Genomic DNA, 15,945 nt, shown 5'->3' on the forward strand with positions numbered 1-15,945 from the left:
CTCTTTAATTTTTCCCGGTAAATGTATAAGCAACGCCGAAGTTGAACGTCTGCCGTGGGCCAACCCTGTATGTTTTTCCATATGCAGATTTCTCTGCAGTGGTGGCATACAACTGATCTCCAATGTTCATGCAGTTGAGCCAGCATTCAAATCCTTTAAATACATATCCTGCCCTTGCATTAAATAAATCATACCCATTGTACACCGAAGTATTGGCCGCATCCATAAAGTACTTACCTATATGCTGCCACTCTGCACCGATCCTGAAACCCTTCAGTACAGCAGGCTTCCAGGTAACTTCTGTATTGGCTATCCATTTAGGGGCTCCATTCATCTGGTTATCAGTATATACTTTACTACCATCTGCATAAGCTTTAAAAAGATGTTCCGCATATGTACCACTGCTGCGTATCAGCAGACTATTAACAGGTGCATATTTTACATTCCACTCTATCCCACTATGCGTAGTAGCACCTGTATTCCTGTTTTCATAAACGCCATCAGCATTTCTCACACTGATAATTTCATTGCTGCCATTCATACGATAAATACTCAGATCGGCATATCCTTTATGATTGGCAAACCCAAACCAGCCACCTGCTTCATAGTTCTGATAAGTAGCAGATTTCAATACGGGGACTTTAACACCGGTATATAATTCCGAGATATTAGGAGGTGCAAAACCCACACTGTAATTGGCATACAAACCCCTGTTACTTCCGAGGTTATAAGTAAGTCCCAGCTTAGGCGTAAGCGCATTAAAATTATTACGCTCACTGGGCGCGCCGGTATATGCAGATGGTGTTAAATGATTTTCAAAATTGTAATCCATCCGGTCGTAGCGCAACGCGGCCACCACCCTCATTTGCTGTATCGGTGAAAATTCAAATTGCGTATATACCGCACTGTTAAGCAATCCTACCCGGTAATCAGTTAGTAAAGAATCTGTTTGCCGGTAACTGGCATAATAACCCGCTGCATCTTTTGTGATTGCAATATAATCCGCCACATAAGTAGCAGGGCTGTAATCCGCACTCACACCTGCTATCAATGCGGCATCCTTCCAGTGAAATTGTTTCTTATGCTGTACAATAATGCCATAGCTGTTAAATCCATCCTTATTGATCTGCCCATTGGCTTTTTGTGTACCTCTCACATCCTGTATCGCATAAAAGGGATTTTGCCCGATGGTATTATTGCGGAAGAAGCCCGTAAAAGTAGTATGGTTGCTACTGTTCCATTCATGATCCAGCGTGCTGCGTATACGTAATGCTTTCACTTCGCGGTAGGTGAACGTCTGGAAATTGCGGTAGTTTTTTTCAAAAAAACGGGTACTATCAAGGCCGCCTGTTTGATCCGTTTTATAATTGATCAGGGTGGCAGCATTGGTCCACTTCGTTTTTTCATTGATCTGGTAATCTACTTTCGCCGTTAGCGCCAGCTTATGAAAGTCGCTATGATCCATGTAGCCATTGCTTTGATTGGCATAATAGCCACTGACTGCAAAACCCACTTTTTTAACGGTATTGGATACACTGAAATCCGCTCTTCGGTATCCCCAGTTACTGCCTTCCAGTTGCACTTTGGCGGTAGGTACCAGCGTAGGCGAGGCGGTAATGAAATTTACAGCACCACCTACTGCTTCACTACCATATAAAGAAGAGGCGGGCCCACGAATAACTTCAATGTTCCTCAATGCAGCCATATTTATTTCTATCAGCGCATTATGGTTGAAGTCTCCTATTGTTCTGATAGGTATACCATCTTCCAGATATAAAAACAGGCTTTTATAGCCAATAGGCTGACGGATAGCCATGGTATGCTGCTCGTTACCCAGATCCACCATATAAACTCCGCTTACCTTATTTAATACCTGGTCCAGGGTAGTGGCTTTGGTATCATTCAATGTTTGGGCAGAGATGGTACTGATGGCCACCGGAACAGCTGTCCGCTCCTGCTTGTCCCGGGAAGAGGAAACGATGATCTCATTCAGATTGGTAGTTCTTTGCTGGAGATAGATCACCGGCATATGCGCGGCAGCATCAACGGCTATCTGCCGGGTGATGTAGCCGATATAGGATATTTCAATAGAGTCGGTAGTGGGCGCTGATAATTCATATTTGCCCTGTGCATTGGTATTGCATCCTGTTGCGGCATGCAACAGTCTTACATTCACACCAGGTAAAGCTTCTTTGGTTTGCACATCAGCCACACGCCCATGTAATTGCTGTGCATTACTGCTATACGCAGCTATACACGCAATGATGAGTAAACAACATTGTTTCATGTAAATAAAATAGTTTACTGTTCGCTGTAGCAAACAGAGTTAGTCAGGTAGTATAAAGGAACGTCAGGAAACTACTGACTGGGGCGGGTGGAAAACAGATGATACAAGTGTATCCGGGTGAGGGGCCTTATAAAAAGAGATAAATGTAATCTGATCAGGTAATGGTGCTGCATCAAACGATTGGATCGCTTCTACAAACATCACTTCATATTTTTCTTTATTGTTATTATTATTCTGGTCCTGTTGTGCATCCCGGTCCAGCTCTTTCTTAAGATGACAGCGGCCATTACAGTGCATCTGGGGCTTGTCTTTGTTTTCACAAAGGGCACTGGCGATATAAGACTGGTTCACCTTAAACTGCATCACAATAAGGCTTCTGCTGAAATTCTGCAGCAACAACCCCATAAATATGCATATAATAGCGAACCCTTTCACGCCGCAAACCTAGGAAATAATTACCAAACCAATATTAAGAAAAACGGATTTATGGTTAGAAAAACGTGCATAATGCGCTCGTTTATGATCTATCCATAAATCCGTTTATGTGTAATACTTTCTTACTGCGACAATACGAACCTGAACGTAATACCTCCGCTGGTACTGGTAATCGGGTACGAGGTAGATATTACTGGTATGGTTTGTCTTCTGTCATAGAAGAAACGAAGGTTCAACCTGTTATTCACCACATAGTCAATAGACGGCGATATGCCTATTACTTTCTGCCCGCTGGTAGGAATCGATAAATCTGCATCCAACCGGTTATTGGCAGTTTTATCATCCCGGAAACTCAGGTCCAGTCTGAAGTTCATATCGTTTTGCAGCTTCTTACCACCATTTTTACTGAAGGAGAAAGGTAATTGAACCCCTCTTACACGATAGCCTGCTCCAATAATAATTTCACTGGAACGTACTTCTGTTAGCTGGTAATCAATGAGACTCAAGCTCAGGGAACGGCTTTTTCTGAACTCTACCCTGGCATTCAGGCTATTTACGAATGTAAGATCCACTCCCAGCAATGGAGAGAAGGACTCTGTCAGCGTAAGGTTAGGCACCAGGAAATAAGGGAAGTAATTTCCGGATACGGTATCCCTGAACGCCGGGAAGCCGGTGAGCCGCGGATCTTCAAAGTACATAGAGGTATTATAGGAGTTCATACTGAGTGAACCTGTATAAGCATGTCTGACAGTAAAGTTGGTCAGGAATGATTTGAAAGGTTCCAGCTTGGTCAGCCCATTATATGTAATGTTCCAGTTGGGTTTAGGAATATAATTACTGAAAGGATTGCTTTTCACGTTATCATTTCCTTGTTTCAACAGGGCTATCTTATCGGGCGAGGTTCCGGTATATGCGGCCAGGAATGCCGGTATCAGCACGTCCTGTGCATACCTGGTATAACCGTATGCGTAGTTTGGATCTTTAGGATCTCCTGTTGGTACGCCCGGATCTTTATTGTAGGGGTTGATGGCACCTAATCTTTTTGAGATCTGGTTGCGGTAAGCTTCAAAGTTCCGGAAGGTATTTGAAATACCATCCGATGTATTGATTTTACCAAACATGGTTTTGATAGCAATATAGGTGATTTCAAAACCGCCCGCATCGTATGGACTCAGGTGCTGGAAGTTGCTCGGATCTGTCAGATTTTTGAACAGTTCTGTATGCGTTTTGGTAAACGACTTGGTCATGGTCAGGTCTATACGCAGATCGTTCAAAGGTTCCAATTGAGCCTGTAAATCCCATCTCTGCGTAAACTGTTGCTGGGCCTGTATATTAAATAAGGTGTCCGGCGTAATCAGTCCTTTTTGTGCAAATTTGTCCAACCACTTTCTATCCGGCTGATAACCAAATACGAAATTGAGGCCTGGCGCCATAGTGGCCCAGTTCATACCTATAATTTTGCTACTGTCTATATATCCCGGTAACCGGGTACCTGCATTTTCGTTATAGTTAAATCCGACCCGTTTCAGCATCATCAGCGGTTTCAGCAATCCTTTCACCCACGGCGATATTTCATCGGAGGCAGGTTGATTCTGGTTTGGCTGATTAGCCGCAGTTTTGTTGTTCTGATTATTGTTGTTATTGTTGTTGTTAGTCTGCGGTTTGCGGGCATTGATCTGTCGCAGGAATTTCGATTTGTTATAGAGTTCTGTAAACTTAAATTCTGCCGTAAGTGTTTTCTGCTGGGTGTTTTCTATTGCGTTACCCAGGTACAATGCCAGCTGTGAAGCGCCTGTCCACCGGTATTCCGTGCTGTAGCCAAATGCGATATTGGTCCAGCTGAGTGCCGGGAATTTGGAAGTAGGCAGCGTATAGGTGAAGTTGGCGTTGTGCATGTAGTTGGTGTTACGCCCACCTTTGAAGAAGTTCCTGCGTACCGTGTCTTTCTTCGCTGCATCATCTAAACGGCCGTTTGGCTCATCAATACGTGCGTTATTCACCGCATTGAACTCAAAGTTGATACTACGGGTAAGATCCCATTTCACGGTATAATACCTGTCGAACGTAAAGTATTTATTATAGGTTTCGGGGAGCTGGTACTTAACATCTCCACCTACGTTACGTACGCGGGTAACACCAAACTGCCGGGATATATCTACCCGGAAGCTCAGGATAGCTGGTACATAGTTAATGTTGAAGTCGCGGATCAGGTCCAGCCAGTGCGATTTACTTTTAATCAGTTTCTTAAACGGCTCCAGGTAATGCGGCTGACCGGCGTAGTTGTACCCTAATCCTCCACGGTGCTTGGTAAGCATATCATTTTGGATCAACGGGTTATGCCGCAATATCTGGGAGAAGGAATAACTGAGATCAAAGTTTTCCACATCCCACAGATGTCGTTTACCACCACCACCGAGATTCAATTTCCGGACGTTGGTAAAGTTCAGACTTTTGATAGAGGTGAAGTCCTGGGCATTTTTCCGGATAGAATCTCTTTCCGCACGGTTTCTGGCCAGGGCCATTTTATCTTTCAGTTTAATATCCAGGTCATAAGGATCATACTCCGGATTGCTGGCGGACTGTGAATAGCCGGCATATACTGGAATAGAGATACCTGCTTTCTTTGGTAATAGTTTACCAAGATCCAGGTTAGCAGCGGCATCATATTGCAGGAAGTTATCCCTGAACCTTTCATTTACGCGCTGATCAATATTTCCGAAACCGGCGGTATGCATGTTACCGGAAACAGAGATGGTACCTAAATCGGAAAGTTGTACATCCACCCTGGCGAGTGCAGCATAACCACCTTTCTCATCAAAATCAGAGAGGCGCAGTTCATCCAGCCATACCTCAGCGCAATGTGGCTGTCCGTCATCTTTCGGGTTTTGTATACCTATCATCATGGTGCGGGCGTCACCCAAACTAGGGTTACCCACTACCGTCATAAAGTTTCCATACTGATCGGCTACTGGTGTTGCCGGGTAAGGCAGTATCGGAGAGCAGGAATCACACATGTTACGTTTCTGCTTCAATGCACTGAGCTGAGACATCACCAGTTCCATGTTATTACGTTCCGGCCAGATGTCCAAAGCGGTTTTAGGACCATTCCAGTCTGTTACTTTCAGCGGAATGCGGTACTCATAATAGTTACTTACAAAGTCGCTACCAATACGGATCACGGCTTGCATCTGTCCGTCTTTCAGGGCAGTAGCAGCACCTACTGCTTCCGCGTGTATGTACATCTGCAGTTTTTTATATTGACGCAGATCCATATTCAGCGTTTTGTACAGGGCACGCATTTCACCATCTTTCAGATTGCAAAGCTGTACGGATAAAGACTGCTCATTCAGTTGCAGTGTAGTATTGTTGGTGCTGATTGTATTCTGTCTTACTACTCCCGGAGGCAACACATAAGGAATAGGTGTGCGGGAAGAGTTTTCTTCAATATTAACAGCAGAAGAATTAAAGGTAGTAGAGTTGTCCAATGGAATTGGATCCCCCGGACGCAGCTCATACATATACCGGCGCCATTGGTTACGTACCAGTTCCAGCTTGGCAAAACGTACGATCACGGAATCCGTGAAGCCGGTCAGGAACATACGCATGAAACGGATGGATTTGAAATCCGGTATGTTACCCACTTTCGTGTTATACTGGTTCAATGGTACTTTAAACTGGTACCAGGTTTCTGTTGTTTTCTGATTATTGGGTAAGGTTACATCCGCCTCTATCTTATCCACAATAAAGTTGGTACCTACCTGCATGTTCGGTTTCAGATCCACTCTATACTGGAAGTATTCCTCTGTTTCATTCATCGTATTATCCCTGTTCAGATCTTCTGATTCAGGAATATTGGTGGCCGCAGAGGAGAAAGTTGATTTCGGATCAGATACCGGAGAGTTCCCTTCCGGATTGCTATATCTTTTATAGCGCTGCAGAATGTTCATTCCGTTATATGTCGGATCACGATAATGTTTGTAATCATCATTGGCAGGATCCTGCACTGCCTGGTTATATACAGGGCTACCTCCGAAGTTCATTCGCAGTGTATCCATATATGTTTTATAGAAGGCACCTTCATCCTGTGATTTCAAACCATCGTAACCCACATCCTGGTAGCTGCGGATATTAGGATCATTATCAAATGCCTGGGTGATCTGCTGCTGGAATTTCGGTAACCGGCCCCATTTGGAAGAATCGATCTTATTAGGATCCTGGTGCGGATCAGGCATCCCGTTTTCAAAGAATTTCTTGGAATCTTTGAGGATGTCTTCAGATACATTACCGAGGTTAAAGTACATCGCACCACCGGAACTGTTGGGCTGTTTAATAAATGGATCCTGTATCCAGAACTCAATATATTCAATGTTCGCAGTTTCAAAATCACTGTTGTCGATCGCCCTCATGATACCACCCCAGCGGGTTTGTGGCCTTGCCAGCAAACCATCCCGGCTCATCATGATCGGGTTGTTGGTAAAGTTGTAAGGGCCTCTTTCTGTAGGATAATAGGCCAGATCAAGGGTACTCAACTGGCTTTGTCCGAAGTCGGTAGACCTGTTTTTGAATACTTCCTTCTGATATACTAACCTCGAGCGGGGGTCGGATTGATCATCTATCGTAATCCCTGACGGCAGACTTGGTGATTTCGGTAATTGAAGAGTAGGTTCAATGATGTACCAGGCCAATTTTGCCCTGTTTTTTCCGTAATCCAGCACATTATTCAATTCTGCTTCCGGGAACATCACCCTGCCGGAGGCATCTGTAGCTCCTTTAGGTGTAGAGGCCAGCGCCCAGCTGGTAGCCGGAAACTTCAGGTCGTATCCACTTTTCACGCCCTCAAAATCATCTATATAAGCCGTACCCTGTTTGCTGCCAGGTTCATTCACCAGCTTACTATGGCCGGGGAACAAACGGGCTACTTCACCGGTAAACAATATATTAGATGGAGAAGAGCTGGTATAGTTCGGCAACTTATCCAGGAAGCGGTTTAATCCTTTCCATTCGGAAGCATAGTTCGCATCCAAACCTACCATCGTATTTTTAATCGGATCCTCTCCGTAGTTCACCTTCTGGTAATAAGGTCTTTCACTCATGCGCACTATTGTACCGCCCAGGCTTAATTTATCATTGACGATATAATCCAGTCGGGTACCAAAATAGTTGCGGACCTGTTGCCCGAACAGCGCATTATTTTCAAACTGTACATTAATAGGTACGCCGGCGTTCAGCACCCCGCCGTTAATAATTTTCAGTCTGCCCAGGTTATAATCAATAATGTAATCCACATTTTCCCGCAGTTGCTGGCCGCCGGCGGTCACCGTAACGGATCCTGGCGGGATGGTGGTACCAGAGCCCAGGTTAATTTCTGAGGAGCTGGCCGATTTATAGGAACCACGTATCACGTATCGGTTCAGTTGTGGGAACTGCTGGGCCACCACTTTAATGGAGTCATACAGTACATTATAGAGGTATTGCTTTTCCAGTGCCGCATCTCCGCCGAACGCCTTTTTAAGGCCGGCAGAAAAAGGTTCCAGTGTCGGGAACATGATTTTACCAGTCAGGGAGTTTATCGTATAGCCTTCCACGTAATCAAACACCCCATCTGGTTGCGGATCCAGCTGGTTATTCAATCGGTCGAGGTTAAGAATGGTAATGATAGGGGCACCGGCGAAATCGCCTTTTGCATCGGGGATATAACGTTTATCACTGGGTGGACGGCCTTCTGCACCCGGATCTTTATAGTATACATCCATCCGGAAATCTTCCTTATTTACCTGGAAGGCGCCGGTGGCGTAAATATTCTTCATCATCAAGTCCCATATGGGTAAGGTAGGACGGGCAGATGTTGCTTTCAGCAATTTGAGGAACAGGACAGGCTGATTGGCACTGTTGTTTTGGTCCGGAGGTACATCCTGCGAAAATTCACCCACCTGGTATACCCTTCCGTTGTAGGTATACTGATAGGCAACTGCCAGCACTTCATCGGCCTGTAATTGTTGGTTAAGGGAGATGAAACCTAGTTGTTTATTATAGATGTACTCTGTAGAATCAAGTTTACGGGCAAATGTTTTCTCAAATTCCGAGACCGGTTGCAAGCCTAAGGCGAGCAATCGGCTAACGACAGTTCCCGTATTCCGGCTCATCGGATCTCGGATCAGATTGGAATACAGGTCATTGGTTCCTCTGTCCGGCAGTTTGGAAGTGGTATTAACGCGTATCGCTGTTTTATTAAAAGGATTCTGTTCTGCAAGGTCCATTAAACCCACGATATCACGCGTTTGGGTAGTAGCCCCGGTTTTATTGGTTACCCATACTTCCATACGGGTAATATTTGTCAGTGACCTGATGATTGGCAGGTTAGACATGGCATAATTGAAKGTATCACGGAAGAATTGGGCCAAAAGGAAGTGGCGGTTGTCTTCATACTCATCTGCTCTCAGGTTATAGTCCTGTACCTGGGTACCGCCTTTGAGCATGAGATTTTGCTTCTGTGATTTCTGATTAGAGAGTACACTTGTAACAGTTAAACGTCCGAACTGTAACTGTGTTTTCACCCCAAAAAGTGATTGGATCCCGGATATCAGGGAGCTACGCAGGGGAAAGCTAACGTTACCGGCTTCTATTTTCTTGATAATTTCATCATTATAGCCGGTATACTCGAGTTTTACCTGGTTTTCAAAATCAAACTGGGATTGGGTATTATAGTTGGTGATCAGTTTCAGTTTATCCCCGATTTTACCTACTACGTTCATGTTGATCCCCATATCAAAATTAAACCCGCCGTTCTTTCTGGCTTGTTCTACCAGTACGGGGTTTTTGATATTCTGGCCCTGATAACCGAAGGTGAGGTCCAGGCTACCCTGGGGGCGTATATCTACTTTACTGCCGCCAAAGATGCGGTCAAAGAGGTTATTGCCATTATACAGTGCGGGACCATTGCTGCGTTGGTTCAGGTTACCGAGGGCGCTGGCTCTTTTTTGCCAGTAATCCTGTTCACTCTGGTGGGACTGCAGTTTATAGAACTCGTCAAAGCTCATGTAGGTAGGGTTACGATAATACTGACTACCGATTTTTTCGGTAACCGTATATTGCTTCGTAACGGGATCGTATTCTACTGTTTTGTTGATATTTGCGGGATCCTTCAGATCAATACCACTTCTGGACCCCGGATCCGTTATATTGGGGCCGCGTCTGTCCTGAAGGGGGTATTTCAAGGTATCTTTTTTTCCGGTAGTATCGATTTTGGTTTGACCTGTAATGGTGGTATCCGGCTTCCAGCTCCTTCTTGATAATTTCAGATTCCCAGAACGATCCCTAGCGGCAGTGTCAACAATGATAAAGGATACAATTGCTATCACGGCAAAAGCACCATAGTATGTTTTTCTTGCCAAGAAAAATAGGTTTTTATAGAGGATTTTATGTATTTATTATAAACTTTTCAGGGCTTTCTTTATGAGCTCTTCCAAGTTTTGCAATAGTGGCTCATTTTTCATAACTCTCTGAATTGCCGATTCTGCCATGTTCCGGGCTATGCCTAGAGTTATCAGAGCATTTAACGCATCTTCGTGCATTGTATTGTTTACAGTAGCAGATAAATGTGTTCCGGTATCCTTGTGCTTCGTTATTTTATCTTTCAGTTCGAGTATTATTCTTTTGGCTGTTTTAGCGCCGATCCCCTTCACGCTTTCGAGCATCCGCTCATTTTCCATCATGATAGCACGTTGTATATCTTCTGGTTGTAAAGACGACAACATCATTCGGGCGGTATTGGCCCCTACACCTGAAACACTTATCAGCAGGAGAAAAAGACTCCTTTCTGCCTCTTCAAAAAAACCGTACAGCGTATGCGCATCTTCTTTAATCTGGAGGAAGGTTAACAGTTTGCAACTTTCCATATTCTGTATCCTGGAATATGTATTGAGGCTAATCTGTACTTCATAACCGATTCCGTTCACATCCAGATGAACAAGAGCTGGTGACTTATACGCCAATTTTCCATTCAGATAAGCAATCATACAAGGTAAAGGTTCAGTAATTTAATTAAACTTTCGGAAATTGATTAATAATGTATTTCGGGTAAACCGGGGCAAAGATGCTAACTTTTAACGGATTGTCAATCGTTAAAGTTCGTCATATTCGACTTTTTTAGGAAATATACGTTTATATCGTATTTTTACGCCTCGTTTTAAACACATATTTAGTTTATATGAATAAAATAACGGCCGCTATTACAGCGGTGGGTGGGTATGTTCCCGATTACGTGCTAACCAACCAGGAATTAGAAAAATTAGTAGATACAACAAACGACTGGATAATAACCCGGACGGGCATTTCAGAGAGGAGGATATTGAAGGGAGAAGGGAAAGGGACATCTGATCTGTGTGTACCGGTAGCTCTTGAAATTTGCAACAAGAGAGGCATTTCTCCGGAAGAAATTGATCTGTTAATTGTGGCCACTGTTACCCCGGACATGACCTTCCCAGCTACAGCCAACGTAGTAACCGATAAAATCGGTGCTAAAAATGCTTTCGGCTTTGATATCAGTGCTGCTTGCTCAGGCTTTTTATACGCATTGGATACCGGTGCCCGCTTTATTGAAAGTGGCCGTTACAAAAAAGTAATGGTAATTGGTGCTGATAAAATGAGTTCCATCATTGACTATACCGACAGGACTACCTGCATCATTTTTGGCGATGGCGCCGGCGGCGTACTGCTGGAAGCCAACACCGAAGGATATGGCTTAATTGACAGCATCCTGAAAAGTGATGGCCATGGCCGTGAATACCTTCACATGAAGGCCGGAGGCTCTGTTAAACCCGCAACTGTTGAAACAGTAAACAGCCGTGAACACTTCGTATACCAGGAAGGCAAAATGGTGTTTAAATATGCGGTGTCTAACATGGCGGGTGCAGCAAAAGATATCATGGAACGTAATAACCTGACCTCCGAAGATATCGCATGGCTGGTACCTCATCAGGCCAACAAACGTATCATTGGAGCCACTTCCCAGTATATCAACGTTCCCGATGAAAAGGTAATGATGAATATTCACCGCTATGGCAACACCACTGCGGGTACTATTCCTTTGTGCCTGTGGGACTATGAAAAATTCCTCAAAAAAGGCGACAACATCATGATGGCGGCCTTTGGCGGCGGATTTACCTGGGGTGCCAACTATATCCGTTGGGCATACGATGGCGATCAATACGGAAAAAAATAAAAATAGCATCTTTTGATTTCCGGATGCCCATACTTTGTTTCAGAAAGAAATTTTCCAGAAACGCAGTACGGGCATCCGGGATTTATATTATCCCGTAAATATCCCCGTAAATACCAGGTATTTCCCCTCACTCTCCGTTACCTGTAAGCCACCATTCATTTTATCAATAAAGTCTTTTGTAATAGCATAACTCAGTGCGTACACATCCTGTTGCCAGTCCGATAAGGTTTTTATAATGACAGCCGCATCTGCCCCGGTATCTGCAATGATGCGGCTATATATCAGTCCTTCATTTCTCCAGGCAGAAATAATGAGCAAACTTCCCGGCTGGGCATAATGTACAGATAGCCGCAATAAGTGCTGGTGCACCATGCGAAGCATTTCCCCGTCTGCGGGTAAGGTAAAGTCCTCCGGCACCAGGTTCACCACCACCAAAGATTTTTCCGTAATAGCGGCATATACAGGTTTCAGTACTGTCTGTATCGCATCATACAACCGGCACGGGACAGGGTGATACGCAAATCCCGCTAACTGCAGGCGTATCCACTTCAGGATATTGTCAAAAACACACAATGTACTGCCGGAAACATCTGCTATCTTCTTTATCAGCGCAGTCATGGTCACTGGGTCTTCTTCATGATCTTTTAACCGCCCCGCTACATTTGAAATGTAGTACAGCGGCGCCCTGAAATCATTGGCGATAATCGTAATCAGCTTATTCTTAAACTCATCATTGGCCCGCAGTGCTACACGCTTCAGCGAAATGTCGGCATAACTATCTGACAGTTTCCGTTCCTGCTCCTGCGATGCACTGTATTGCTGATAACGGCTGAAAAGCAATATGAATAACAGGATCACAATAATAAATAACCCGGCTATCACAAACTGGCTGTTCAGTTTTTTTATTCTCCCCTTTTCCAGTTCCTGCTGCTGCTGCAGGTTGCTTTTGGATAGCTGCCGTAAGGCCTGTTCTTTTAAAAAATAATCGATATAATTCACCACATCCCGGTCCGGCTGATAGCGATGTTGAGCGGCCATCCGCATGATTTCACCGCTATAATAATTCACTTTGTCCGTATCATTTGCCAACCGGTAGTAGTCATATAAACCGGCAATGGTAGCAAGATTTAATTCTATACAGCCTGCTTGTTTAGCCAGTTCATAAGATAACTCCCGGTAATGGGTGGAGTCTATCGTATATCCCATCCCGTGGTAGTTTTCCATGCGATTATATATATCCATCGCTACGTATAACAATCCTCGTTTCAATGCTTCGGCAGCCAATTGATTCATCCTTACTTCCGCCTCTTTTCCACGTCCTTGTATTACCAGGGTATCTGCCTCATAGGCGTCAATATATAGTGGCAGGCGGCTACGGGGGTATTTTTCCGAAATACACCGTGCGGTTCGAAACGCCCATTGTACGGAGTCCTTACGGGTAGTATCATTATAAAACCGCATCGCATAATTTACCAACAGTATGCTGTATATCGAATCTGCTGAGGGCGGTAGCCGGCTGGCCATCTTAAAGGCTTCATAAAAATAATTGTTGGCATCTACCGGTCTGCCCATATTCCTGTAATAGAGATACAGATTACTGAGGGTTTTGCAGATACGCGCACTGTCAGACAATGATTTATGTAACTGTAATGCCCTGTACGCATAGATGCCGGCAATGTTGAAATCTGTTCTCAGCGCAAAGCAAAAACTCAACACATCATAGGCATCAGCCAAACCTTTTTTATCATGCAGTCTGTCAGATACTTCATATGTTCTGATAGCATACAAAAAGCTACTGTCGATGTTGATCATCATGTACAACGCCCCCAGCTTGCCCAACGTATTTACATAGTGACTGCTGTCCTTCGTCGTTTTCAGTTCCTGCAACAATTCAGGTAGTTGCGGACTTTGCGCGTTTGCGTTGTATACTGCGCACAGCCATACAACAGCTAACCATAAGGCAGCTAATTTATGTTTATAACATGCTTCAGTAGAGGTTTTTCTCATTTCTCGCTTGGTGCGCTTTTCAACGATTCCGGGAGCCGGTAATAAAAAGTACTCCCTTGCTGCTCATTATTTTGTGCATTAATGTCCCCGTCCATTTTATCCATAAAGTCTTTACAGATGATCAACGCCAGCCCCGCGCCTTTGCCGGATCGCTCCTGTTCATAGGCTTTGCTGTTCCAGGTAAATAACAATGGCAATACCACCGCATCAATGCCCGAACCCTCATCTGTAAAGGAAACTGTCAGCCATCCATTATTCCGTATAGCCTTTATCGTTATTACACCATTTTCAGGCGAAAATTTAATGGCATTGTGTAAAAAATTCCGGTGAATGAACTGCAGCATTTCAAAATCGGCCAACACAGTTGTTCCTTCTGGGATATTTGTTATTAGTTGTATTTTCTTTTCGTTTAATAAATGCTGTAAACTCTGTGTTACTGTACGGATCATATCTGCCAGCAAAAATATTTCCGGATGATATACAAAGCCCGACAGCTGGGTACGTATCCATTTTAATATTTCTTCAAATACCCCGAGCGTGGTGGTAGCGGTTTGTTCTACCTCCAGGATCATCTCTGCCGCCTCTGTTACACTGAGCGCTTTTTCATCTATAAACCCGGTAATATTAACTATGTTGTGCAGAGGTGTTCTGAAATCATGTGCTATCATTGAGATCAGCTTATTCTTGAAATCATCACTATCCTGTAATGCTTTATTTCCTTTACGGATTTCTTCCTGCAACGTGGCCATGCTGGCGCTGTTAATCTTTGAAAGCCGGTAAGCCCGGATAAAATAAGTCAGCAATATCACCAGTAGTATGGCGATAGCTGTGATGATGATGAGCTGGTAGTACCAGAAATGGTTAGTCGTTTGGGTATGTTCCAGTTGTTCTCGCTGCGACTGGTGTTGCATTCTCAAAGAGTCCATCAGCTCATCTCCGAAATTATAGGCCAGGTAATCTGCTTCTCCTGCCTGCATATCTTCCTGTTGCTGTTGCATAATATGCAGGGCCATCCGGCTGTATACTGCGGCCTGCCGGGCATCCTTCCGGTGCTGGTACCAATTAAACAAGCTAGTCACCACTGGCAGCATTAACCCGGTATAGCCACCGGCAACGGCATAGTTGACTGATTGCTGCTGATATAGTAAGGAATCCGCTTTTCTTTGCCAGATCCGGTAACCTGTTAACTGTGCACAGGCATACATGGCGATGTAATTAAGTCCTGCGCTGTCGGCTACCCATATTACTTTTTTCAGCTTTTCTTCTGCTTTCTTTATTTCTCCTGCCCGGAGATCTTCATGGGCCTCAAATAATTGCACATACAACATCCCTAACCTGTCATGATACCTGGCAGTAAGTGCCACGGCTTGTTGCAGCGCCTTTTGTGCAAATGCCAATGCCGCCGTATCTCCCGCATTCACCAGGTAGTAGTTCACCAGCACCCATGCCCGCACAGAATCCAGCCCGGGCGCCCAGGTTACTTTCAATGCCTTGTTCAGGTAATTTTGTGCTTCCGCATGTTTACCCTGGTATTGATAATAAGTACCGATGTTCATCAGCGATACCGCTACACCTGTTGAATCACCGGCAGCCCGGCAGGCTGTTAATGCATTATCATAAAATAAGAAAGACAGGTAACGATGGGGGCGCAGGGAATAATAGCGGCCCAGGCCACGCAGGGCGTCCCGGTGGCCTTTATCGTAGTGAATCCTCGTGGCGATGTCATTAGCCGTTTTTGCATACCCGCCACTGCTATCCAGCTGACAGGGAAGATACAGGGACGAAAGCCTGTTTAGCGCATCCACATACTTCGCGCTATCCGTTATCCCCGATAACGCATGCTTAATTGCTGTAATATCATTATGCTGCCCGCACAATGTTTTTGAAAGGAATAGCAGACAACAAAGGCCCGCATGGCGCATCCATACCATAATTGGGAATCAACAATCCGTAAAATAGTTTTATTTACGGTGCTGACTGCCATCCATTTTGTTCA

The 15,945-nt window shown here is 44.5% G+C and carries 7 protein-coding genes; 1 reads left to right on the forward strand and 6 read right to left on the reverse strand.

The window, feature by feature from the left end:
* Positions 1-4 precede the first annotated feature (4 nt).
* From AC1DP6_RS09010 to ruvA, 4 genes are all read right to left on the reverse strand, one after another.
* Positions 5-2,287 (reverse strand): TonB-dependent receptor domain-containing protein, encoded by a 2,283-nt coding sequence (locus AC1DP6_RS09010; protein ID WP_477054532.1) that lies wholly within the window; start codon positions 2,285-2,287, stop codon positions 5-7.
* A 63-nt stretch (positions 2,288-2,350) separates the two neighbouring features.
* On the reverse strand, positions 2,351-2,692 hold the full coding sequence (locus AC1DP6_RS09015) for a hypothetical protein (RefSeq protein WP_477054533.1): 342 nt from the start codon (positions 2,690-2,692) through the stop codon (positions 2,351-2,353).
* Positions 2,693-2,844: 152 nt separating this feature from the next.
* Positions 2,845-10,113 carry a T9SS outer membrane translocon Sov/SprA gene (gene sov / locus AC1DP6_RS09020; protein ID WP_477054534.1) on the reverse strand — a complete coding sequence of 2,423 codons (7,269 nt, stop codon included), beginning with the start codon at positions 10,111-10,113 and terminating at the stop codon, positions 2,845-2,847.
* 36 nt (positions 10,114-10,149) lie between these two features.
* Positions 10,150-10,737 (reverse strand): Holliday junction branch migration protein RuvA, encoded by a 588-nt coding sequence (gene ruvA / locus AC1DP6_RS09025; protein WP_441573652.1) that lies wholly within the window; start codon positions 10,735-10,737, stop codon positions 10,150-10,152.
* A gap of 191 nt (positions 10,738-10,928) precedes the next feature.
* Here ruvA and AC1DP6_RS09030 point away from each other — a divergent pair, with 191 nt between their 5' ends.
* Positions 10,929-11,942 carry a beta-ketoacyl-ACP synthase III gene (locus AC1DP6_RS09030; RefSeq protein ID WP_441573651.1) on the forward strand — a complete coding sequence of 338 codons (1,014 nt, stop codon included), beginning with the start codon at positions 10,929-10,931 and terminating at the stop codon, positions 11,940-11,942.
* Between the two features lie 87 nt (positions 11,943-12,029).
* On the opposite strand, the gene AC1DP6_RS09035 is transcribed toward AC1DP6_RS09030, so the two are convergent.
* Complete coding sequence (locus tag AC1DP6_RS09035) at positions 12,030-13,949, reverse strand: sensor histidine kinase (RefSeq protein WP_477054535.1); 1,920 nt, start codon at positions 13,947-13,949, stop codon at positions 12,030-12,032.
* Positions 13,946-15,880, reverse strand: coding sequence for an ATP-binding protein (locus AC1DP6_RS09040; protein ID WP_477054536.1), 1,935 nt, complete (start codon positions 15,878-15,880; stop codon positions 13,946-13,948). Before AC1DP6_RS09040 ends, AC1DP6_RS09035 begins: the two co-directional genes overlap by 4 nt.
* Between the last annotated feature and the right edge of the window lie 65 nt (positions 15,881-15,945).

It is taken from the genome of Chitinophaga sp. 01L420, from assembly GCF_056399985.1.

Excerpts from the sequence above, each read along its gene's own strand:
- AC1DP6_RS09040 (WP_477054536.1), bottom strand. The coding sequence starts at position 15,880 with ATGGTATGGATGCGCCATGCGGGCCTTTGTTGTCTGCTATTCCTTTCA.
- AC1DP6_RS09035 (WP_477054535.1), bottom strand. The coding sequence starts at position 13,949 with ATGAGAAAAACCTCTACTGAAGCATGTTATAAACATAAATTAGCTGCC.
- ruvA (WP_441573652.1), bottom strand. The coding sequence starts at position 10,737 with ATGATTGCTTATCTGAATGGAAAATTGGCGTATAAGTCACCAGCTCTT.
- AC1DP6_RS09015 (WP_477054533.1), bottom strand. The coding sequence starts at position 2,692 with ATGGGGTTGTTGCTGCAGAATTTCAGCAGAAGCCTTATTGTGATGCAG.
- AC1DP6_RS09010 (WP_477054532.1), bottom strand. The coding sequence starts at position 2,287 with ATGAAACAATGTTGTTTACTCATCATTGCGTGTATAGCTGCGTATAGC.
- AC1DP6_RS09030 (WP_441573651.1), top strand. The coding sequence starts at position 10,929 with ATGAATAAAATAACGGCCGCTATTACAGCGGTGGGTGGGTATGTTCCC.